Consider the following 22,903-nt stretch of genomic DNA (forward strand, 5'->3'; position numbering starts at 1 on the left):
TTAAACCGATATTATTTCATCTTCATCAAGCAAGCGCTCGTTGCGTAGTTTGAGTAAAATTTGAGCCACGGCAACGGTGTCTTTCTCACAATATACGACTATGCGGTCTATGTCATTTTCTTCATAATACACCTGGCGCACCTGGCTGCCGTCTATATCATCTTTTGGAGAAGGTATTCCCAAAATTTTGGTCATAAGCTTGAGAGAGGTGTAGTGTTTATAGTCTCCAAACTTCCATAAATCTAGGGTGTCTATATGAGGTATCTCCCAAGGTTTTTTGCCAAAAAGATTGAGCTTTTGTGGTAGCGTAACTCCATTTATAATCATACGTCGCGCGATATACGGAAAGTCAAACTCTTTACCATTATGTGCACAGAGTAAGTGCTCGCGGCGGTTAAAATGATCTTCAAGTAAGTTTTTAAACTCATTAAGTAGCTTGGTCTCATCATCACCAAAAAAGGAGGTGGTTCTAAAGCGTTTACCATCTGTACTGGTATTAAAATAGCCTACAGAGATACACACTATTTTTCCAAATTCTGCCCAGATGCCGGCACGCTCGTAATAGTCTTCTGGTGTATACTCATCCTTGCGGAGGTATCTTGTTTTATCTGCATAAAGTGCCTTTTCTACATCGTCTAGATCAGAAAAATCTGGATGTTGAGGTACCGTCTCAATATCCAAAAAAAGGATATGTTCTAGTTGAAGCCTTTGTATCATTTTTTTACTTTTAAAAGTACGCTGCCACTCGCATAATTTATAATACGTTGACCACCACCATCAACCTTTAAATTTATGGAGTTGAATATTATTTTTACATCCACAAGACCATTTGTTTTACGGAGTGTAAGTTTATCTCGGTCGTTAATAGGTTTATTTATATCCTCACCTTCTAGTTGCTTTAAAAATGCCTGTGTGGGTATCGTGAGTGCTGTGCTGTCTTGTGTTGTGATAAGAATTTCTTTCCCATTGAGCATTACAGAAAAGCCTTCTTCTATATATTCTGACTGACCGTTGAGGTTAAAGTGAAAGTCCTGCTTCCAGTCATAGCCACGTATATCATATGCTGCACTAGAGGCGTTGTTAAAGTGTATGCTTTTCTTCTCTATATCACTAGCCGTCATTTTATACCCTAAGTCTTTTAAAATATAGTTAGACAACTTCCAGGTAGTTACATCGGTATGTTTTTCTACCGGGTTGTAACCTATGATGGGTTTTAGATCTTCTGCGGCATCGTGTTCTACGAGGTACCTCGTGATAGACGAAAATCTTCTATAAGCTACGGGGTCTGAGTTTTCTTTATTTTCCGCTTTCGCGAAAGCGGTATACATCTTTTCAAATTCGTCCATCTGGCTGCGTTTACTCACAGAGAAGGCTCCCCAAAACCCAAAAGTGCTCAATAAACCCATAACCGCAAGAGCCATAGGTAAAAACCGAAGCTGCTGCTTGCGACTGAAGAGTAAATAAAGCGTAGCGCCTGTTATAAAAATTGCAATTATAATAAGAAAATATCGCGGCTCTGTGATGCCGTAATCTGATACCCTTTTATAAATCGCAGCATAAAATAAGATGAGCAAGGGTAGCAATAACCAATATGCTAGCGGCTGAAAGTTTTTAAAAACCCTAGAGATATGAGTTGTTTTTAATGGGTGAATAATAAACTGAATGATAAATAGAAGTCCAGCAAGTGCGATAATAAGGTAGCTCACCCAGCCCTTAGGTAATTCCCACTGTATACAGATTTTAAGAGCATAGGCATATAGTATTGTGATGTAGAGTGCGGCAAGCGGTATGAGTATAAACTTTACAAAGACTTCAATAGCTTTATGAAAGTGCAGGTGGATGTTATGTTGTATCTCTTTAGGAAAATCTGATAGGTATACCCACGTATTTATGATTCCTAAACACAGCAGGAATAACTGGAAGTAACGCCTACCATTTATTTTCACATCAAAAAGATACTCTATGGCTAGCAACGCAAGCACAACACCTAGATAAAACACCCCAGAAAACAAGGCACTCCTAGCGATTGCCATAAGCATATCTGCCAGATAATTCCAGTAGGCTTTAGGGTGCCATACAGTAATAAAAGGAGCAAAGAGTAGCGCTAGATGACCTACTATAAATAGTACAAACCATCTTATATATGGGGTTTCATTATTATTTTGAAAGTCATAGTCAGGTAATGTAAAATAAAAGGCAAACAGAAGCAGTAAGATTACAACCTTGATCCACCAGAGTCCTATCCTTTTAAACTGCTCAATGTAAAACTGAGTTCCTATAAGCCAGCTCACACCTAATACCGCTGTTAGTGAGATGTTGTTATAGGTTTCAAAAATGTCATCTATATCTCTTTCGGCAAGTACAACTAGCAGTAGTGTAAATAATATAACCCAGATGAGTGTCACCGGAAATCTCTTAAAAGCAGCGAGTGCTTTAATCATAAATTCTGAAGGGGAAAATAATCGCATTGATTGATGATTGAATGTATCGAAAAATACAATAAATTAATAGAACTCCATACTAATCAACGTTTTGAGTCATTTCGTACCCTGCGTCTATGTAATCATAAAAGTCCTGAGTAAAGGGTTTTCCTTCTACCCAGTCACCACGATGGTGCCCTAGTCTTACAATAATAAGATTGTCTTCTGGTATGGTAATTACATATTGCCCTAGTATACCTCGCATTGCAAATATTTTTTTATCGCGATAGTTACTTAGCCAGAAGCCGTATCCATACTCCGTATCTTCAGCAAAACGTGGTTGTATGCTGGTTGTTACAAAATCTTCGGGAAGTAATCTTTTGTCATTCCAAGAGCCACCATCTTTATAGAGTTTTCCAAAACGGGCAAAATCTCTAGCATTACTTGCTACACAGCAATAGGTTTTTGCCAGCTTGTTATCATCATCATCTAGCTGCCATAGTGCTTCTTGCTCCATACCCATAGGTTTCCAGAAGCTGTCTGATAGGTATTGCGGTAGCGGTATGCCACTAGCTTTCTGTATCACCATACCTAGTAATTGTGTGTTGCCAGAGAGATATTTAAAAGATTGACCGGGTTGCTCTGTAACCTTGAGATTTAAAATAGTTTCGGCAAGGTCATCATCATAATAAGAACGCGCTGTGAGGCTAAAGGGGCTAGAGTAACTCTCATCCCAGTTGAGACCAGAAGCCATAGAGGAGAGATCTCCCACAGTCATACCAGAACCAGCAAATTCTATAAAAAAATCACTCACCGGTTGATCTAGTGATTTTATATAGCCGTCTTGTATGGCCTTACCTAGCAACGCGCTGGTTATACTCTTTGCCATCGAGAACGAGTTAGTCTTGCTGTTCTCGCTATAGCCCGTTGCATAGTCTTCATATAAAATACTGTCATTTTTAATAATTAAAAAGGCAATAGTCTCAAGCTCACTATTAATAGAAGATAGACGCTCTGTAGGTACGACGTTGTTATATTGCTTATGCCTTGGCCAGGTCTGTGGGGTGCTAGGTTCAATAGTTGCGTTATCAAAATAATCATAGTCGTCTATAAAAGCCGTAGTATGGCCAGTCATATATACCACGCGCACACCTTTTAAAATGTAGTCATAGTCTGTGATGTAAAGAGCCGCTATAATGATAGCAATAAAAAAAAGTAAGCCTTTAAAAAAATTTTTCAGATACCTCATTTTGTAAAGATTGATATTTTAAAAGTATTATTTTTTTGCTTTCGCGAAAGCGTTACTCATCTATTAATAAAAGCCTGATCTAAAATAAAGAACCTTGCGTCACTGGGCTTTCGTGTTCTAATAGCCACTTCTTGCGGTGCAGTCCTCCTGCATAACCAGTAAGAGACCCATCACTACCTATTACCCTGTGACAAGGAATGATAATAGAAATAGGATTTTTACCATTTGCGCTGGCTGCTGCGCGTATTACCTTAGGGTCACCCAGTTGTTTTGCCATAGCGAGATAGGTCGTAGTCTTGCCGTGAGGGATGGTGCAAAGTTCCATCCAGACCTTTTGCTGAAAAGTAGTTCCCTTAGGGGTAAGAGAGAGATCAAAATGACTCCTCTCTCCTGCAAAGTATTCTTTAAGTTGTTTTACAGCCTCTTGAAGAGCGTCTGGGATTACTTTTGTAATCACTCGACCGTCTTCTATAAACGTTGCAGCACAAAGTCCTTCTTGAGTTCCTTTTAACGATAATAAACCTAGGGGTGTTGATATAATAGCTGCTTCCATAGTTTCAAATATAGGGATTAAGTATGTTGTATATTGTGCTGTAAGTCAGTACATTTGACGGTTTTAAGGCAGGTGTATGCGTCTATTGATATTGTTTATAATCCCTATTATACTATTATCTAGCCATCTAGTCTATGGGCAAGATAATGCACTTGTTCTAGACGAAGGTAGTGTGTATACAATTGATGTGGCTCAAGAGCAGCATAAAAGAAAGGAATATACCAGCGCCATTAAAACGCTAGATACATTACTTAACTCTCCGCTGGTAGAAGAAGATGTAAAAGTGCAATTTCAAGGGTACACTTTACTAGGCGACATTTATCTCACACTCAAAGATACACCTAGTGCTCACGAAGCTTTTGAACGAGCTTTAACAATGGCACAAAAGTCAAAAAACGACACGTTACTTGCTATTTCTCACAGCAATCTAGGTAAGACCTATAGTATTTACCCCGAATTTGAAGAAAGGGCAACAGCTCTATTTAAAAAAAGTATAGACGCTTACACAAAGCTCAACTTGAGAGATATGGCACTACAGTCGTATATAGACTTAAGCCGTATGCATCTCGCTCAAGATAATATTGCAAAGGCGTATCCTGCGCTTATGGAAGCAAAAATGATGAGCCTTAGGGATACTCAAAATTATAAACCTAGAGCACAAATACTAACATTACTCGGGAAGTACTACATAGCCAAAGACAAAAGCACCCTAGCCGAAGAAGCTTTGCTAGAAGCCATAGATATCTCTTTTGAGCAAGAGCTCATTGCCGAAGAGGAGGAGGCACAGCATCAAATAGCAAGACTCTATGAAAAAGATAAAAAATTTGAGGCTGCCTATTACCACTCACAAAGGCAATTATTACTGGCAAACCAACTGTATAAAATACAAACGCAGCAAGAAATAAGACAAGCAAGTGCTCAGTTTGATTATAGAGCAAATAAGCGCGAACTAGAAATTACCAAAAAAGAAAAAAGCCTTACCGATATACTCGCCGCAAGTTCTCGCAAGGCAAATACAGTCCTCATTGTGGCTTCCTCCTTGCTGTTTTTAGGGCTTTTTATCATTTTCACGATGTATAAATCTCGTAAAAACTATAGTGATCGCTTACGCGAAAAAAACATAGAACTCACAAAAGCAAAAAACGAAGCCGAACAGCTCTCTAAGCTCAAAACACAATTTTTTTCTACCATAAGCCACGAGTTACGCACACCGCTTTATGGAGTAATAGGTATAGCAACCATCTTACTAGAGGATAAAAAAATTAAGACCCATCGTGATGACTTAAAGTCGCTTAAGTTTTCGGCAGATTATTTACTTGCTCTCATAAATGATGTGCTCCTTATGAGTAAGATGGAGGCAAAAGATATAAAACTTGAGCACGCACCTTTTAAACTCACTACTTTATTACATAGCATTACACGCTCATTTGAGTTTAGCCTTGAGCAAAACAACAATAAACTTCATTTACATATTGACCCAGAGGTGCCTAACGAGCTTCAAGGTGATTCTGTAAGGCTTTCTCAAATACTAATGAACCTTATAGGTAATGCCATAAAGTTTAATGAAAATGGCAATATCTGGGTAAATATACATCAGCAAGCTCGCACAAATGATGGGAGTCATAGCATCTTGTTTGTAGTAAAAGATGATGGTATAGGAATCCCCAAAAGCAGTCAGGCAACTATTTTTGAAGAGTTTACTCAGATTGAGAATAAAAATTATAACTACCAAGGTACAGGCTTAGGTTTGCCTATTGTAAAAAAGCTACTCGCATTATATAACAGTGAGGTTATACTAGAAAGTGATGAGGGTCAAGGAGCAACCTTCTCATTTGTCATAAAATTTAAAAAACCTAAGAGCACAGCGTTACCTCGTCAAGTTATTACATCAAATGAGTTGTTAGAGACAGAGAGTGTACACACACTACAAGATGCTCATATTCTTGTGGTAGATGATAACCGTATTAATCAAAAAATTACTCAAAAACTTCTTGAGAGTAAAGGTTTATTGTGTAGTCTAGCTAGTGATGGTGAAGAGGCCGTAGAGATGGCAAAAAATCAAGAATATAGCCTTATACTTATGGATATCCATATGCCTAAAAAAGATGGTATACAGGCCACAAAAGAAATTAGAACGTTTGATAAGTCTACACCTATAGTTGCTTTAACAGCGGTAGAGATACAAGAGATAAGACATAAAATTTATAAAGCAGGAATGGATGACATTCTAGTAAAACCTTATGATGTATCGCTGTTTTTAAGCGTGCTAGTACGTAATATTAAAAACAAACATATCGTAAACGCATAAAATGGCGGGTTTACTCACTCTTAGGGCTATTTTCGTCATAAAGGCCTAGAGCTTTGGCTCTTTTTTGCCAGTTGCGACGGGCTAGCGTTTGCAAGTCTGCTACACTATCACTTTCATCCATAATTTCTAGTCCAAGAAGAGTTTCTATCACATCTTCCATTGTCACCAGGCCACTCATAGTACCATACTCATCTACGACAAGGGCAATATGATTTTTTGTAGAAATAAGTTCTTCAAAAAGATCTGGAATAGGCAAATTACGTTTTGTTATTAAAATAGGACGTTCTATCTCTTTAAGAGTTGTTGTGTGATTATCTAGAGCCATCTCACGGTATACCTCGCTCTTTAAAACAATACCAGTGATGTGATCACGTGTTCCTTCAAAAATTGGAATTCTAGAAAAACGCAGTGATTGATTTTCTTCAAAAAAGTCTGCAACGGTTGTATTTGCATCTGCCATTTTTATGACTGTACGTGGCGTCATAATATCCTTAGTAAGTACCTCTTTAAAGGTAAGAAGGTTATTAAGAATTTTAGATTCACTTTCTTCAAAAACGCCATCTTCACCAGCCATTTGTGCCATTGCGGTAAAGTCCTCACGGCTTAGCACACTCTCGTGATGACCACCGCCACCTACCATACGAGTAAAAAGTTGTAGCAACCATAATACTCCTGTGTACTTTAAAAGTAGCACCATTATCTTAAGTGTCTTTGCAGAGAAGTTTGCTAGAGATTTCCAAAATTTTGCACCTATTGTTTTAGGTATTATCTCGCTAGCAATTAAGATAAGTAAGGTCATTATAGCAGAGACAAAACCAAGAAAATTAATCTCTGTAAAGCCTAAGTTTATAACAAACTCTGGATATAAATCTGCAGCTACAGTACCTACCATCATTGCACCTACGGTGTGTGCAAGTGTGTTTAAGGTAAGGATTGCAATAAGGGGTTTATCTACATCTTTTTTAAGTTCTTCAAGAGTTTCGGCGTAGGCTTTTCCTTCGTTTTTCTTGATGTTTATAAACGTAGGTGTCACGCTTAGAAGTACAGCTTCAAGTATAGAACACAAGAATGAAAAAAATATCGAAATCGTTGCCCAAAGTAAAAGTTGACCCATAGTTAGTTTGCTATTTATGTAAATGTATGGAAAAAGAGAGTATAGTAGAAGTGCTTTTACGCTTTCGCGAAAGCGTAATTTTATTAATCAACATCTGTATATTTTAAGATTGCAGTTGTTTGAGCAATTGATAAATCAGGGAATGTCAGACAAAATTTATCTGTTTTTTTCTCAAAATAAGGTCTCGTTTTTCCTGTAATATATTCGTTGAATACGGTATCATTCTCGACAACATTACTAATTTGATAGAGTGCCGGTCCAGTCATTGGTCTATATAGTTTATGGCAAGCCGCACAGTTTGCTTTAAACAAAAACTTACCTTCTTCTTCAACAGGAGACAACTCTTGCCGATGTGAGGATACTATATAGTCAATAGGGATTCCAGGCCCTGCGCACTCTGGACCTGAGTAAGATGATTCATCTTCATAATCAATACTCCAGAGGATATAACCTAGGAAAACAATTCCTAATAGCGCTACAGTATATATGACAGATGTATTACTTTTCATTATCTATTCTGGCTTCCCATAAACCTCTTTAAAAGTAAATGCTTCTTTGCTTGCGCCTTGCTTTTGTAAGAACTCGAGCTTCTCTAGTCCTTCTTGCGCTGTAGGTGTTGTGCCTGCCTTAATCCACCAGAGTACGTAGTGTGCCGTTCCATATTTTTGGAACCACTCTTTCTGGCGTTTCATAATCGCACTGTGGAAGGTTTTATAGGTGAATTCTCTTAGTGACGCCACATCTTTCCACACAGAAAAATTAATAAGCACCTGTTCATCGTTAAGCGCATTAGGAGCGGGTGCGGCTTCGGTATCTATAATGTCACGCCATATAAACCCTGGCGAACTTTCGGCTAGCTCATTTACACGGTCTGTATTATCTCTAAAGTCCTTCATCTCTGGATCTTCTATAGAGACACCCTTCATACGGGCTACATTGAGCTGTGCAAGGTGATATACCATTACCCGAGTAACTTTACCACATCTTTTGCAAAGTAGCTAGCTATTACTTGTGCTCCTGCTCTTTTTATAGCTGTGATTTGTTCCATCATCACGCTATCGTGATCTAGCCATCCTTTTTCGGCAGCGGCTTTAAGCATTGCATACTCACCACTTACTTGATAGACGGCTATCGGTACATTTACAACTTCTCGTAAATCACGTACAATATCTAGGTAACATAGTCCTGGTTTTACCATCACGATATCTGCACCTTCTTCTATATCCATCAGGGTTTCTTTAATCGCTTCGTCACGATTTGCAAAGTCCATCTGGTATGTTTTTTTATCTTTTGGAATATCTTTTAAGTCTACGGGTGCACTGTCTAATGCATCACGAAAAGGGCCATAAAAACAGCTTGCATACTTTGCACTATAACTCATAATGCCAGTGTTATAAAAACCTTCGTCTTCTAGCAGGGTGCGCATTTCAAAAATGCGGCCATCCATCATATCGCTTGGTGCAAGTACATCTGCTCCTGCACGAGCGTGACTCAATCCCATCTCGGCAAGTATAGCTGTGGTGTCATCATTTACAATCTCACCATTACCTACCACACCATCGTGACCAAATTTTGAGTAAGGATCTAGTGCAACATCTGTCATAACCAGCATATCTGGACAGGCGTCTTTTACAGTTTTTATAGCACGTTGCATTAGGCCGTCTGCATTAAGCGCTTCGGTACCAGAGTTGTCTTTTAAGTTATCTGGTACTTTTACAAACAGAAGTACGGCTTTAAGTCCCATTGCCCAGAGCTCTTTTACCTCTTTAGTAAGTAAGTCAAGACTGTAGCGATAATAATCTGGCATAGAGTCTATCTCTTGCTTTACTCCTTTTCCTTCTACCACAAAAAGCGGTACAAGAAAGTCATTTGGAGTGATATAGGTCTCTCTTACTAGTGAGCGCATAGCCTCACTGCTACGTAGTCTTCGGTTTCTTATAAGCATCGTTCTATCTTCTATGTGTTGAGGTAAATAGGTGTGTGATTTTAAATAAATCTAGTTTCAATATCTATCTAAACCTCGTATTTTGCATTACAAATTTACCAATTTAAACATCGCCTTCCTTTGCTCAAAGAAGCCTTTCAATTTATTTATCCTTGGCGCACCTATCAGGAGCGATTTTTAAAAGATTTTCAAGACCATATTGCAGATGATCACTTGCACGTAGTTGCCCCACCAGGCTCGGGAAAAACTGTGCTTGGTCTTGAGATGATGCGCCGTGTGGATAAGTGTACGCTTGTGCTCGCACCTACTATCACGATACGCAACCAGTGGGAGGAACGTATGTTTGAGTGCTTTATCGAGCAAGAAAAATGTACTATTCCGCTTTCGCGAAATATAAAAAAACCTGCACACATCACCTTTGCAACCTATCAATCATTACACGCATTTGCCAAAAATGAAATGGAAGGCGATATGGAACGTGTGCTTAATTTTTTCGCGCAAGCGGGAATAAAAAACATCGTACTAGACGAAGCTCATCACCTCAAAAACGAGTGGTGGAAACCACTTTTTGCACTTAAAGAACTGCCAGAGTGCACCATTACCGCACTTACGGCAACACCGCCATATGATAGTGATCAAGCAGAGATAGCAAAGTATTTTCAGCTTTGTGGACCTATAGATATTGAGATAAGCGTGCCAGAGCTGGTTAAAGAGGGAAACCTCTGTGCACACCAAGATTATATTTATTTTTCTGAGCCAGATGCTGCACAAATAGAATACATTTTAGACTATCGTGTTAAAGCAAAAGCAGTTATAGATGAGCTTGTTGAAAATAGTGAGTTTGGCAGTTTTATTATAAATCTCCCAGTATATAAAACACCAGGAAAACATCTTGAGATCATTTATAAAGACCCTAACTTTTATATAGCTTCTCTTGTCTATCTTAATGCACGTGGGTATAAAATCCCTAAGGTAAAAATAGATTTGCTAGGTGTAGACCTTACCCAAGAAAAGCTTCCTACCTTTAACCAAGAGTGGGCAGAAAAGTTATTGCAACCGCTACTAGTAGACGGCCGAGAAGATCATTATGAAGACGAAGAGGTACTCGCTACTGTTGAGAAGACACTTCGTAAGGTAGGTGCTTTTGATAAAAAACGTGTAAACTTTAAAGGCGAGCAGCAATTATATAAATCACTAGCCCAAAGCCCTAATAAGCTCAAGAGCATACGAGAGGTTATAGATTTTGAAAGTGCTCAAATGGGTGAAAACTTACGCGCTGTTATACTTACAGATTACGTGCGTAAGGAATTTATAGACACCTCTACAGAGGCGCTTGACACAATAAATAAGCTGGGAGTAATACCTATCTTTCACCATCTGCGATACTCACTTGAACAGCATCCAGGTAGGTGGCAGGGTAAGGATAAACTAGAAAAACTTGCCGTACTCACAGGTACCATTATCATAGTACATAAAACACTGGTAGCACAAATTACAGAGACCCTAGATAGTGATGATTTTACGCACGACGCATTAGGTGATACAGCCTTTGTGATAGTGCTACCTAGGGAAAAGATAAAAAGCCAGATGGTGAGCCTTATGACGGCTCTTTTTACAGACGGCCATATAGAAGTGCTAGTAGGCACAGCAGCATTACTAGGAGAAGGTTGGGATGCGCCAGCTATAAATACATTAGTACTTGCCTCTTACGTGAGTTCTTTTGTAATGTCTAACCAGATGCGCGGTAGAGCCATACGAGTACAGCCTAGTAATCCAGATAAGGTGGCTTCTATATGGCATCTTGCTTGTATAGATCCCACTATAGATGGTGGTGGTGAGGATGTGATAAAATTAACCCGACGCTTTGATGCCTTTTGTGGTGTATCATTAGAGGGAACTCCCTTTATAGAAAATGGCGCAGAGCGGTTTGCTCTACCTACCACTATTTTAGAAAAAGAAGTATTAAATAGTAAAATGTGTACCCTTGCGGGAAATAGGGGTGCGATACAACAGCGATGGGAGCAAGCTATAGGTACGGGAAAACTGCTAGTGCGCGAACTGAAATTAGACTTTAAACCTAAGGGGAAGCCGTTACAAAAAAACAGCGTTTATTATAAAGATGCTGTAAAATATGGAGTGCTACAGCTGGGGGCTTTACTCACGATTACCGTACCGGAGATTATTATTAATAATGCAGGAGCTTACTTCTCTAGAGGAATGGGCTTTTTTATATATGCAGTGCTAGGCACAGCGGCAATGGTACTTGCGCCCAAGACTTATAAAACTCTCGTGTTGTACTTAAAATATGGACGTGTCGATAAACTAGTATATAAAATTGGGCAAGTAGTGCTTAAAAGCCTACGAGAGCAGTACTACATCACCACGCAACTAGAAGCTCTAAAACTAGGTGTAGAGTATCTACCTAATGGTGCCGTCTCTTGCTTTCTTACAGGAGCTACTGCCAAAGAAGAAATCCTTTTTGTAAAGTGTATGGAAGAACTTCTCACGCCTATAGATAATGCACGCTATATGATTGAGCAGTCTGGATGGTGGCAGCGCAAGTTTGGCTTTGCAAATTATTATCCCATACCAGAACTCTTTGCAGGAAATAAAAAAGATGCTTCGCTCTTTTTTAACTTCTGGGGAATTTATATTTCAGAAAATGCAAGGCTCACTTTCACGCGTACTAAGGAAGGTAGAAAACGACTCTTAAAAGCACGTTTTCATTACTTAAATACCAAAGGCGGATTTAAAACCAAGACGAGTGCTATATGGAGATAGATTACTAAGAAACCCACTCCTTCGGTTGCTGCAGTACTTTTATTAATCGTTCTTCTTCGCTTCCAGGTGCTGGGTGGTGATTATATTTCCACTGTACTACGGGTGGTAGGCTCATTAAGATACTTTCAATGCGGCCATTGGTTTTTAGACCAAAAAGGGTTCCTTTATCGTGTACGAGGTTAAATTCTACGTAACGACCACGGCGTACCTCTTGCCAGTCTTTTTGTTCTTTCGCGAAAGCGGTATCCTTTCTACGCTCCACAATAGGGACGTATGCCTCTAAGAAACTGTCGCCCACAGTGGTCACAAAGTTGTACCAGTCTTGCATAGAGCGCTCTTCGGTAGCTTTGCAGTAATCAAAAAACAAACCTCCTATACCGCGACCTTCATTGCGGTGTGCGTTGTAAAAATACTCGTCACAACGTGCTTTGTATTTTGGGTAAAAGTCGGCATCGTGTGCATCACAAGCGGTTTTACACGTCTGGTGAAAGTGCGTTGCATCTTCATCAAAGAGGTAATAAGGAGTGAGGTCTTGCCCTCCACCAAACCATTGGTCTACAATGTTTCCTTCTTTGTCATACATCTCAAAGTAACGCCAGTTTGCGTGCACCGTAGGAACCATAGGGCTCTTAGGATGAAGAACCAGTGATAGACCGCAGGCAAAGAAATTTGCATCTTCTACGCCAAAGTATTTTTGCATTGCCTCTGGCAACTCGCCGTGCACTTGTGATGTGTTTACACCTCCTTTTTCAAAGATATTTCCGTTTTCAATCACGCGTGTACGACCACCACCACCTTCTGGGCGTTTCCAGTTATCTTCTTGAAAGCTGGCCTTACCATCTAGTTGCTCTAGTGTGCTAGTAATTTGATCTTGAAAATTGAGTATGTAGTTTACAAATTGTTCTTTCATTATGTGTTTTTTAGGTGGTGACCTATGCAGTCAAGCTAGTGTGATGATCCTTGTCAAGCAATTTTATGGTTTGTACCGTTGCGGCAGTTACAGATATGGGTAAAACGAGTATAATTCCCAGAAGTGGGATGATAAGAAACAGCATAAATACAATACCGTTACCTATGGCTTGGCCCTTGTTTCTTTTTACAAAATCTACGCTTTCTCTATACTTAAAATGACGTTCTAGTGTGTAGTCCATATTACCAAAACCTGCGTAGTAAGCTTGTGTAAGAAATAGTAAAATAGTGGCAGCAATACTCCCTATAATTGGGATAAAATTGAGCAGTAAGATAGGTAGTGTGATAAGCAGTTCTAGACCCAAGTTACGCACGTTTATGCGTATGCCTCGTATAAGTTGTTCGGTGTTTGAGGTGTCTCTATGAGTGTGATTTTCTCCTTTGAGGTGAGCTTCTATTTTTTCTGACACAGGGCTCATAAATGGAGCGCTCAGTGCCATTATAATGTGTTTATATAAGATAAGGCCTATAGCGATAATGAGTAGTGCGCTTACTATCTCTGCAAATATAAAAAAGGCGTGTCTTCCCGTTTCCCAAGGCCAGATTTGCTCTACCCAGTGACCTATGTTATCAGAAAAACCCCAGGCAGATGCCGCAATCATTGAGGCAGTAATAAGACTTATAGCCATTGGGATGGCAAAATATTTCCAAAGCCCAAGCTTTGAGATTAACCCAAATGATGATTTATACGTCTGTAATCCGTTTAAGATGCCTTTTATCATATGTTTGATTTATGATGCTGGTTATTCTATCTAACAAAGCTTAAAGATACTCACAGTTTTGTAGATATTTAAACCGTTTCCTCTATGTAAATGAGGTAACCACAACTATCTGCAAATTCTTGTTTTGCAGTACGCTTTCGCGAAAGCGGGACCATCTCCAGTAGTTGTGTCACCAGTTGCTCTTCGGTTTGCCCGCAAAAACTAGTGATGAGGTCGCGCCCCACGCGGTTATTATGCAAGTCCATCGCACGTTCTAAAGGTGCGTTAGGAGAAAAATCTTCGTGCCAGTCTGTAAACCGTTTTGCCCACGCAAGCGAGCGCTGCAGTGGCAAGCCTCGTTGCACACTAAGGTGTACGATAAGCATATTCCACAGGGCGTGTCTAAAAGCATTTTCTGGGCCGTTGAGGTGCTGTTTTTTGCCATAATGTTTATTGCATATAGCAACCGTTTTGCGAGTTCCGGTTATGGTAGGAATCACAAATCTAGGATGGCGTGCACTGAGCCAAAAAAGGCTCCACAGCTGTTTAAAATCCATAGATTTGACAACAGCCCAGACGTTCATTATGCTTTGTACTCTTTTACAGCTTCTATAAATGCACCTGCATTTTCTATAGGAATGTTAGGTAAAATACCGTGACCAAGATTTACAATGTACTTGTCTTTGCCAAACTCATTAATCATCTCGTGCACCATTCTCTTGATCTCGCTAGGAGGTGAGAATAATCGAGTAGGGTCAAAGTTACCTTGCAGCGTGATATTACCACCAGTAAGGTAGCGAGCGTTGCGTGCAGAGCAAGTCCAGTCTACACCTAGTGCAGATGCTCCAGACTTTGCCATTTTATCAAGTGCAAACCAGCAGCCTTTTCCAAAGGCAATTACGGGAGCCTCATCCTTAAGTGCATCTATAATTTGCTGTATGTATTGCCACGAGAATTCTTGATAATCTACCGGTGAGAGCATCCCTCCCCAGCTATCAAAAACTTGTACTGCATTTACACCAGCCTCTACCTTTTTCTTAAGATAAGCAATGGTAGTATCTGTGATTTTTTGAAGTAAAGCGTGCGCGGCTAGTGGTTGTGTAAAACAAAACTCCTTTGCCTTGTCAAAGTTTTTTGACCCTTGACCTTGCACACAGTAACAAAGTATCGTCCACGGTGACCCTGCAAAACCTATAAGCGGAATCTCGTCATTGAGTTTTTCCTTAGTCATCTTAATGGCATCCATCACATAGCCTAGCGTCTCATCGATATCTGGAACAATTACTTGCTCCACATCTTTTGCAGATCGTATAGGGTTAGGCAACCACGGCCCTACATTAGGCTTCATTTCTACATCAATATTCATCGCCTGAGGGATCACTAAGATGTCAGAAAATAAAATAGCAGCATCCATCCCATAACGACGTATAGGTTGTACGGTAATCTCACTTGCAAGCTCAGGAGTCTGGCAGCGTGTAAAGAAGTCATACTTTGCTTTAATTTCCATAAATTCTGGAAGGTATCTTCCAGCCTGACGCATCATCCATACTGGTGGACGGTCTACAGTTTCTCCTTTAAGTGCTCTTAAAAATAGGTCGTTTTTTATGCTCATATCTCTAGGTCTGTTCGAGCGCAGTCGAGAACTTAATTGTACTCTTATAATGAACCTCTCGACTGCGCTCGAGGGGACAATTTTATGTTTTTCTAGACGCTTATATTCTAGATTCTTCTTTCAATATTTTCACCGCCTTAGCAATGGTGCTTTCTATAGTTGTTGCATTAGATACGATTACTTTTTTAAAGTGTAATCTTGCCGTTGTGGCAGTGGTCTCACCTATGCAAAACGCTATGCTGTCTATTGCTCGTGTGTTTTTATTCGCTTTCGCGAAAGCGTTCACACCACTCGGACTAAAAAATAATATACCATCAAATGTACGGTCAAAGGACTGTGTTATTTGATGAGTTTCATAAACCACCACCTCTTCACACGCTACATTATTTTCTTTGAGTAATGTAGGTAACTCATCTCTGCGCTGTCTCCCGCAGAAGTAAGTGAATGATTCGTCTTTATAGTTTTTGGCTATAAAACGAGCCAACTCTTCTCCATTATCAGCTGTTTTTGTCACTTTTATGCCATTTTCGGCTAGAAGTGCTGTTGTTTTTATGCCAACAGCAAAACAACTTTTTATACCTTCTAATTCTTCATTAGAAAGGTTGTTACATAAAGCGCGTACTCCATTTTGAGAGGTGATAATGATATTTTTTAGCTTTCGCGAAAGCGTAAAAGCAACCTCTTGTGTGCGTATCGCATCATATTCCACAAATTGTAAGCCTGCATTGAGAAGTAGCTCTCGCTGGTTAGGCTTTAGTTTTTTTGTGGATAGCACGGTCATTTTTTCAAGCTACTCTTGATTTCCTTCATTAATGCTCTACCGCCATTATCAAGAACCTCTAGGGCACAGTCTGTACCAAAACCTAGTGCATTTTCTGTTGAGACTACTTGCTCAACTTCAATTTTTGTCACGCCGTCTAGTGAAAAAAGGACTCCCTTAAAACGTATGACTCCATCTATTTCTTGTGCTAGTGCTCCTATGGGTGCGGTACAACCGCCTTCTAGCGTGCGTAAGAACTCGCGTTCTATATGGGTGCACAATGCTGTCGTGCGATCGTTAAGTTTTGCGCAAGCTTCTTTAGAAAATGTATCTTCTTCCATCGCTACCACGAGCATAGCTCCTTGTGCCGGCGCAGGAATCATCCAGTCAAGTACTTCATAATTTTCTGGAAGTACATTGATGCGTTTAAGGCCTGCCTTTGCAAAAATCGCGCCCGTCCAGTCACTTTCTTCTAGCTTTTGTAAGCGTGTGTTTACATTACCACGTATATCTGTGGTTTTGTGGTTAGGGTAACGATTGAGCCACTGGGCTTGCCTCCTTAAACTACCTGTGGCGATGGTGCAGGCTTGCTTATAATCTGGCGCGCCTTTGTGTACTAAAATATCTTCGGTCTCTGCTCTAGGTAATACTGCAGCTTGCACAATCCCTATAGGTAATGCCGTAGGGACGTCTTTCATACTATGCACGGCAATATCTACCGTGCCATTGAGCATTGCAACGTCTAGTGTTTTTGTAAAAATGCCGGTGATACCTAGTTCATATAACGGCTTATCAAGTATGAGGTCTCCCGTAGATTTTACAGGTACGAGCTCTGTGGTATAGCCGTGATCTTCTAGTTGTTTTTGAACTGTTTTTGCCTGCCAGAGAGCGAGCTCACTGTCTCGAGTGCCTATTCGTATCGTTTTAGACATTATGTTGATCTAGTTGGAAAATAGTGGAAATTAAGGCAATGCTTTCTTCGGTTTCTCCATTTGCGTGACGCAGGTGATGTGCTACCTGGTTTGTGATTTTCTGAATGATTTTATCACTCATAGCTGTTGCCGTTGCCTCGCTAAAATCTGGAGTTTTCTTGCGTACATTTTCTAGCTCTGCAGCTTGTACTTCTTTAAGTCTAGCCTTGAGAGCCTTTACGGTAGGAGCAAACTTTCTGGTTTGTAACCAGGCGTTAAACTCATCTGTAATTTCCTTTATGATGGCTTCTGCCTGTGGGATATATCCTTGACGACGCTTAAGAGTGGCGTCTGTCATTTTTGATAATTGATCTAGATGTATGAGTGTGACATTCTCTATCTCTTCTACATCATTAGATACGTTTTTAGGTATCGATAAATCTAGTATAAGAAGTGGCTTTTTAGAATGAATGATCTCTTTGCTTACCGTAGGTTTTTGAGCTCCTGTGGCTACAACGAGTACATCTGTTTGTGCAATTTCACTTTCTATCTGGGCATACTCTTTTACTAGTAAGTTAAATTTACCAGCAATTTTATCTGCCTTTTCTTTAGTTCTATTAATGAGTGTGATGTGCTCATTTTTAGTGTGCTTCACTAAGTTTTCACAAGTGTTGCGACCTATTTTACCAGTACCAAAAAGAAGAATATTCTTTTCTGAGATATACGGCACGCGTGCCATTATATATTGTACCGCTGCAAAACTCACCGAAGTTGCACCACTTGAAATCTCGGTTTCATTTTTAATGCGTTTACTGGCTTGTATAACGGCGTTTACTAATCGCTCCATAAAAGGATTAATAAGTTGCAGTTTTTTAGAACGCTTAAAACCTATCTTAAGCTGACCTATAATCTCAAAATCGCCTAGTATCTGGCTATCAAGACCGGTACCTACTTTAAAGAGGTGAGCAATCGCGTCATCTCCCTTGTGCAAGTATGCCACGTCTAGAAACTCTTCTATAGTTCCGTGTGTATGCTCGCATAAAATTTTTACTAGTGTAATCGCGTCTGGTGCAAAGCCGTATAACTCTGTACGGTTACAAGTAGATATTACGGTAAGAGCCGTAACGCCTTCATCGCGAGCGCCATTAAGTATGGCGGCTTGTGCTGTTTCTGATATTGCAAAATGCCCACGCGTGGTCGCGTCTGCTTTTTTGTAACTCAGACCTATGGCATAAAACTGTTGCTCTCTATTCAAAAGTATAATTCTATTTGTATCCCAAATATGAGGGAGTGCAAAAATAAAGGTCACTCTCCTTAAAAAATAACGCTAGAAGAATCATTTGTGTCGAGAGCGGTTTATCACGTCTGTAATAAACCGTAAATTTGTGTAAGCTATCGTTATGACTGCTAGTGACAAAGGAATGTGTCTATCTTAATTTAGAGTGATTCTAAATAAAAAAGAGATCAATAAAATGGAATTAAATAAAAAAAGTAACGCTCAAGGTTTGCTTCAAGAGATTAAAATAGAAGACGGTTTTTATGTCTTACGTTTTGATAACAATGATTCTAATGTGAGCCAAGTGGAGCGAGAGGTAGATAGTAGCTTTATACAGTTTCATTTTTGTATCAAGGGCTCTGCGGTGTTTAATTTTAATAATGGAGCCTATCAACTTTCTATTACAGATGAGAATTCGCTGTTGCTATATAATCCGCAGCGTGATTTACCTATGAATTTGGAACTCGCGCCAGAGACCTGGCTAGTGAGTGTCATTATCTCTATCAAGAAATTTCATAGCCTATTTTCTAGCGAGGCAAATTTTATGCACTTTTTAAGTGATGAAAATAAAGATAGAAAGTACTACAAGGACGGCAGCATCTCACCTAGTATGGCGATTGTACTTAACCAGTTAATGAATTACAGCTTGCACCCTTCTATAATGCAATTGTATTTTAAAGGAAAAAGTTATGAGCTATTGAGCCTCTACTTTAATAGACCTGCAGATGTAGATATAGAACAATGCCCTTTTCTAGTAGATGAGGATAATGTGCAAAAAATAAAGCGTGCTAAGCAAATAATCATTGCAAGAATGGATGCACCACCAACACTAAGCGAATTGTCAGATGAGATAGGTCTCTCACTCAGTAAATTAAAAGAAGGCTTTAAACAGATTTATGGTGACTCTGTATTTAGTTTCTTATTTGACTATAAAATGGAAGTCGCACGCCAGTTGCTAGAGACGGGATCCCATAATGTAAATGAGGTAGGTCTTAAAGTAGGTTATAGCACGGCGAGTCACTTTATAGCTGCTTTTAAAAAGAAATTTGGTACCACCCCAAAAAAGTATTTAATGAGCTTGGGGTAGGTACGCTTTCGCGAAAGCGTAAAAACTAATACCATTATCACAAAGTCTTATAACAATCATAACATTTAAAAGAAGGTTAAGCCTTATTTTTGTTAAAGAAAAATTGCCAACAAATGAACAAAGGAGTTTTAATGGTCAATCTGGGGTCACCAGATAGTACAGATCCAAAAGACGTAAAAAAATACCTAGGCGAGTTCTTAATGGACGAGCGCGTAATAGATGTTCCTTATGCTGCAAGAGCATTGCTAGTAAAAGGTATCATTTTAAACACACGCCCTAAAAAGAGTGCAGAGGCCTATAGTAAGATATGGTGGGATGAAGGATCACCATTAATTGTTCTTACAGAACGCTTGCAGAAAAAAGTGCAAAGCCACACAAAACTCCCTGTAGAAATCGCAATGCGATATGGTACACCTTCTATAAAAGAAGGACTTCAAAAATTACACGATCAAGGGATTGATGAGGTAATGCTATTACCATTATATCCTCAGTATGCAATGGCAACTACAGAAACCATCTTAGTACTAGCCGAAGAGATACGTGCTGAGTTTTTTCCTAAGATGAAGATTACAGATGTAAAACCATTTTACAACAAGCCAGAGTATATCAAGGTGCTAGGAGACTCTATTGCAGATAGCCTTAAAGGTGTGGATTATGAGCATCTGTTATTTTCTTATCACGGTGTACCAGAAAGGCACATACGTAAGAGTGATGTGACGAGTATGCACTGTAAAATAGATGGTTCTTGCTGTATGTCACAATCTAAGGCACACGAGTTTTGCTATCGTCACCAGTGTTATGAGACTACCAGGCTAGTAGGCGAATATTTAGGGATGGAGCCACTTACATACTCTACCTCCTTTCAATCACGTTTAGGTTTTGACCCGTGGTTACAGCCGTATACAGACCGTACAATAGAACGTATGGGTAAAGAAGGATTTAAGAAAATGGCAATTGCAACACCAGCGTTTGTATCAGACTGTCTTGAGACGCTAGAAGAAATTGCGATGGAGGGTGAAGAAATCTTTCACGAGGCTGGAGGAAAGGACTTCCATACCATTCCTTGCATCAATGATCGTGATGACTGGGCAGGTGTAGTTGCAGGGTGGATAAATGAATGGGCGCTTGTAGAGACTGGTAAGGCTATTGCTTAACCTTACAAGTACGAAATTATATACAGCTATCCAACTTTTAACCTGACTTGAGAGGTGCAATATGAGAATGATGATTTATCTCCAAATTGGATAGTCTTCATAGCTTTCATTGCACTATCTAGACAGAAAAATGTTTTGATTTTGTAATCTGAGAATTTCTGTTCAAATCGCACAATTTCACGTGTTTGAAATGTATTGGCGACAACAAAAAGAGCGTTTATGTCCGGATAATAAGGACACTGTAAGTATACAAGTGGATCAATAGTAAAATCGATGGTTCGGTCAAATATGAACCCATATTTTAGTCCGTTGTAAAAAGATCGTGATTCTTCGTGAAGGGAAATTGTTTTAGGAAGATCCAAAACAATTCCTTCCTTGATTTTACATACTATAAAGGTTTTATAAAACTCAATCGATGCAAAACAAAGGTCTTTAACTTGAATTAGATTATTCATATGTTGAAAGTTTGGGGAACGTTAATATATTATAATTCAGTGTTTTAAATTGATAATACTTAAATGTAAAAAATGTCTTCTTTAAAGTAAGTTAATATTATTATAAGATTTTTCAATTAGGCATACTAAGAGTAATAACTAAAAATTGAGTACTAAAAAATCTACAGCCTTAGGCACACAACCCATATCAAAATTGCTTGTGCAGCAAGCAGTACCTGCGTCTATAGGGATACTTGTGATGTCACTTAATATGATTGTAGACACCATCTTTGTAGGAAGATGGATAGGTCCTCTTGCTATTAGTGCCATTACAGTAGTTATACCAGTCACCTTTTTTATAGCAGCTATAGGCCTTGCCGTAGGTATAGGTGGCAGTTCTGTACTGTCTAGAGCCTTAGGTTCTGGTGATGACGATAAAGCCCTGCGGGTTTTCGGTAATCAAATAACACTCACATTTCTAGTATCTGGATTACTAGCAATTCTAGGACTCGTTTTTCAAAATACGCTCATAGAGTTTTTTGGCGCAGATGACTCTTTTAAAGATATGGCGCTCACCTATTACCGCATTGTACTTTACGGTATTGTAATGCTCGCAATGTGTATGATGGGTAACAACGTGATTCGAGCAGAGGGTAAACCTAAATTTGCGATGTATGCGATGATTCTCCCGGCTATAGGTAATATAGGGATGGATTACCTTCTTATTAATGTACTAGGCTATGGGATGGAAGGTGCTGCCTGGGCAACGTTTGCGAGTTATGCGGTGTGTTTTGCTTTTATCGTATGGTTTTTCATTTTCAAGAGCGAACTTAGAATTGTACCTAAATGCCTTGTGCTTACAAGAAAAATCGTCTCAGAAATTTCTGGTTTGAGTTCTGTGACACTTGCGCGACAAGGAGTAATTTCTGTGCTTACTATATTACTTAACAATGTACTTATCAATTATGGCGACGCTCTAGACGTTGCTAGTTATGGGATTATAAGCAGGATGTTAATGTTTGCACTGTTTCCCGTGATAGGGGTCACACAAGGATTTATGCCTATCGCTAGTTATAATTATGGAGCAAACCAATATGCGCGCGTGCGAGAAACCATCAAGACTTCCATTCTTTATGCAGGCGGTCTTGCACTAGCTATTTTTATAATCATAATGATTGTACCAGATTTTTTTGTGTCTTGGTTTATAAGCGATAGTAATGCACAAGCCCAGGCGGTAGCAGATAATAAAGTATTGATGGAACGCACCCCTAATGCACTACGCACTGTCTTCGCTGCGACACCAGTGATCGTAATACAGTTAATAGGAGCTGTGTATTTTCAAGCCATAGGTAAAGCGATACCAGCTTTACTGCTCAGCCTTACTAAGCAAGGCTTCTTCTTAATCCCTCTTATACTCATATTACCTAGCTTTTTTGGTGTTTGGGGAGTGTGGATTGCATTTCCTATTGCAGATGTATTGTCTACCGTAGTAACAGGCTATTTTTTAAGGCGTGATGTAAAAAATAATCTTGTAGTAATAGAGGAGTAGTATTTCTGCGCTTTCGCGAAAAAGTGAAGCACTCCAAAACGTATCTCTGTCATTTCAAGCTTGCTGAGAAATCTCATAAT

The 22,903-nt window shown here is 39.4% G+C and carries 21 protein-coding genes; 5 read left to right on the forward strand and 16 right to left on the reverse strand.

Annotated elements, in window-relative coordinates:
* The 4 genes from ABVM49_RS05025 to ABVM49_RS05040 all read right to left on the reverse strand — a co-directional run bounded on the left by ABVM49_RS05025 (position 1) and on the right by ABVM49_RS05040 (position 4,222).
* Positions 1 to 717, reverse strand: coding sequence for a 3'-5' exonuclease (locus ABVM49_RS05025; RefSeq protein WP_298349549.1), 717 nt, complete (start codon positions 715 to 717; stop codon positions 1 to 3).
* Entirely contained in the window at positions 714 to 2,468 is a 1,755-nt protein-coding gene (locus ABVM49_RS05030; protein ID WP_405203290.1) for a DUF4153 domain-containing protein, read from the reverse strand. Before ABVM49_RS05030 ends, ABVM49_RS05025 begins: the two co-directional genes overlap by 4 nt.
* A gap of 52 nt (positions 2,469 to 2,520) precedes the next feature.
* A complete protein-coding gene (locus ABVM49_RS05035) occupies positions 2,521 to 3,669 on the reverse strand; it encodes a serine hydrolase domain-containing protein (RefSeq protein WP_405203291.1) in 1,149 nt (382 codons plus the stop codon).
* A gap of 79 nt (positions 3,670 to 3,748) precedes the next feature.
* Positions 3,749 to 4,222 (reverse strand): methylated-DNA--[protein]-cysteine S-methyltransferase, encoded by a 474-nt coding sequence (locus ABVM49_RS05040; RefSeq protein ID WP_405203292.1) that lies wholly within the window; start codon positions 4,220 to 4,222, stop codon positions 3,749 to 3,751.
* Between the two features lie 76 nt (positions 4,223 to 4,298).
* On the opposite strand from ABVM49_RS05040, the gene ABVM49_RS05045 reads away from it, so the two are divergent.
* Positions 4,299 to 6,530, forward strand: a complete 2,232-nt coding sequence (locus ABVM49_RS05045; RefSeq protein ID WP_405203293.1) for a response regulator — start codon at positions 4,299 to 4,301, stop codon at positions 6,528 to 6,530.
* Positions 6,531 to 6,540: 10 nt separating this feature from the next.
* Here ABVM49_RS05045 and ABVM49_RS05050 read toward each other — a convergent pair whose 3' ends face one another.
* The 4 genes from ABVM49_RS05050 to hemB all read right to left on the reverse strand — a co-directional run bounded on the left by ABVM49_RS05050 (position 6,541) and on the right by hemB (position 9,589).
* Entirely contained in the window at positions 6,541 to 7,644 is a 1,104-nt protein-coding gene (locus ABVM49_RS05050; protein WP_038598006.1) for a CNNM domain-containing protein, read from the reverse strand.
* 83 nt (positions 7,645 to 7,727) lie between these two features.
* Positions 7,728 to 8,153 (reverse strand): c-type cytochrome, encoded by a 426-nt coding sequence (locus ABVM49_RS05055; protein WP_405203294.1) that lies wholly within the window; start codon positions 8,151 to 8,153, stop codon positions 7,728 to 7,730.
* A gap of 3 nt (positions 8,154 to 8,156) precedes the next feature.
* Entirely contained in the window at positions 8,157 to 8,606 is a 450-nt protein-coding gene (locus ABVM49_RS05060) for a DUF3291 domain-containing protein (protein WP_405203296.1), read from the reverse strand.
* Positions 8,606 to 9,589 carry a porphobilinogen synthase gene (gene hemB / locus ABVM49_RS05065; RefSeq protein WP_405203297.1) on the reverse strand — a complete coding sequence of 328 codons (984 nt, stop codon included), beginning with the start codon at positions 9,587 to 9,589 and terminating at the stop codon, positions 8,606 to 8,608. Before hemB ends, ABVM49_RS05060 begins: the two co-directional genes overlap by 1 nt.
* 120 nt (positions 9,590 to 9,709) lie before the next feature.
* On the opposite strand from hemB, the gene ABVM49_RS05070 reads away from it, so the two are divergent.
* A complete protein-coding gene (locus tag ABVM49_RS05070; protein WP_405203298.1) occupies positions 9,710 to 12,370 on the forward strand; it encodes a DEAD/DEAH box helicase family protein in 2,661 nt (886 codons plus the stop codon).
* A 4-nt stretch (positions 12,371 to 12,374) separates the two neighbouring features.
* Here ABVM49_RS05070 and hemF read toward each other — a convergent pair whose 3' ends face one another.
* The 7 genes from hemF to hemA form a co-directional block, all read right to left on the reverse strand.
* Positions 12,375 to 13,280 carry an oxygen-dependent coproporphyrinogen oxidase gene (hemF, locus tag ABVM49_RS05075; protein ID WP_405203299.1) on the reverse strand — a complete coding sequence of 302 codons (906 nt, stop codon included), beginning with the start codon at positions 13,278 to 13,280 and terminating at the stop codon, positions 12,375 to 12,377.
* 22 nt (positions 13,281 to 13,302) lie between these two features.
* Positions 13,303 to 14,061, reverse strand: a complete 759-nt coding sequence (locus ABVM49_RS05080) for an EI24 domain-containing protein (protein WP_405203300.1) — start codon at positions 14,059 to 14,061, stop codon at positions 13,303 to 13,305.
* A 68-nt stretch (positions 14,062 to 14,129) separates the two neighbouring features.
* The gene (locus tag ABVM49_RS05085; RefSeq protein WP_405203301.1) at positions 14,130 to 14,597 is read right to left on the reverse strand and encodes a DUF6973 domain-containing protein; all 468 of its coding nucleotides are present in this window, start codon (positions 14,595 to 14,597) and stop codon (positions 14,130 to 14,132) included.
* Positions 14,598 to 14,623: 26 nt separating this feature from the next.
* The gene (gene hemE / locus ABVM49_RS05090) at positions 14,624 to 15,652 is read right to left on the reverse strand and encodes a uroporphyrinogen decarboxylase (protein ID WP_035334967.1); all 1,029 of its coding nucleotides are present in this window, start codon (positions 15,650 to 15,652) and stop codon (positions 14,624 to 14,626) included.
* A 100-nt stretch (positions 15,653 to 15,752) separates the two neighbouring features.
* The gene (locus tag ABVM49_RS05095; RefSeq protein ID WP_405203302.1) at positions 15,753 to 16,433 is read right to left on the reverse strand and encodes a uroporphyrinogen-III synthase; all 681 of its coding nucleotides are present in this window, start codon (positions 16,431 to 16,433) and stop codon (positions 15,753 to 15,755) included.
* Positions 16,430 to 17,344: a hydroxymethylbilane synthase gene (gene hemC / locus ABVM49_RS05100; RefSeq protein WP_405203303.1), complete on the reverse strand. Its 915-nt coding sequence runs from the start codon at positions 17,342 to 17,344 to the stop codon at positions 16,430 to 16,432. Before hemC ends, ABVM49_RS05095 begins: the two co-directional genes overlap by 4 nt.
* Entirely contained in the window at positions 17,337 to 18,578 is a 1,242-nt protein-coding gene (hemA, locus tag ABVM49_RS05105) for a glutamyl-tRNA reductase (protein ID WP_405203305.1), read from the reverse strand. Before hemA ends, hemC begins: the two co-directional genes overlap by 8 nt.
* Before the next feature lie 217 nt (positions 18,579 to 18,795).
* Here hemA and ABVM49_RS05110 point away from each other — a divergent pair, with 217 nt between their 5' ends.
* Both ABVM49_RS05110 and hemH read left to right on the forward strand, forming a co-directional pair.
* Positions 18,796 to 19,686, forward strand: coding sequence for an AraC family transcriptional regulator (locus ABVM49_RS05110; RefSeq protein ID WP_038597990.1), 891 nt, complete (start codon positions 18,796 to 18,798; stop codon positions 19,684 to 19,686).
* 113 nt (positions 19,687 to 19,799) lie between these two features.
* Positions 19,800 to 20,840 carry a ferrochelatase gene (gene hemH, locus ABVM49_RS05115; RefSeq protein WP_405203306.1) on the forward strand — a complete coding sequence of 347 codons (1,041 nt, stop codon included), beginning with the start codon at positions 19,800 to 19,802 and terminating at the stop codon, positions 20,838 to 20,840.
* A 26-nt stretch (positions 20,841 to 20,866) separates the two neighbouring features.
* On the opposite strand, the gene ABVM49_RS05120 is transcribed toward hemH, so the two are convergent.
* A complete protein-coding gene (locus ABVM49_RS05120) occupies positions 20,867 to 21,295 on the reverse strand; it encodes a hypothetical protein (protein ID WP_405203307.1) in 429 nt (142 codons plus the stop codon).
* Positions 21,296 to 21,440: 145 nt separating this feature from the next.
* Here ABVM49_RS05120 and ABVM49_RS05125 point away from each other — a divergent pair, with 145 nt between their 5' ends.
* Entirely contained in the window at positions 21,441 to 22,823 is a 1,383-nt protein-coding gene (locus ABVM49_RS05125) for an MATE family efflux transporter (RefSeq protein ID WP_405203308.1), read from the forward strand.
* The last annotated feature ends 80 nt before the right edge of the window (positions 22,824 to 22,903 follow it).

This window comes from Dokdonia sp. LLG6352-1, from assembly GCF_045055815.1.
GTDB lineage: Bacteria > Bacteroidota > Bacteroidia > Flavobacteriales > Flavobacteriaceae > Dokdonia > Dokdonia donghaensis.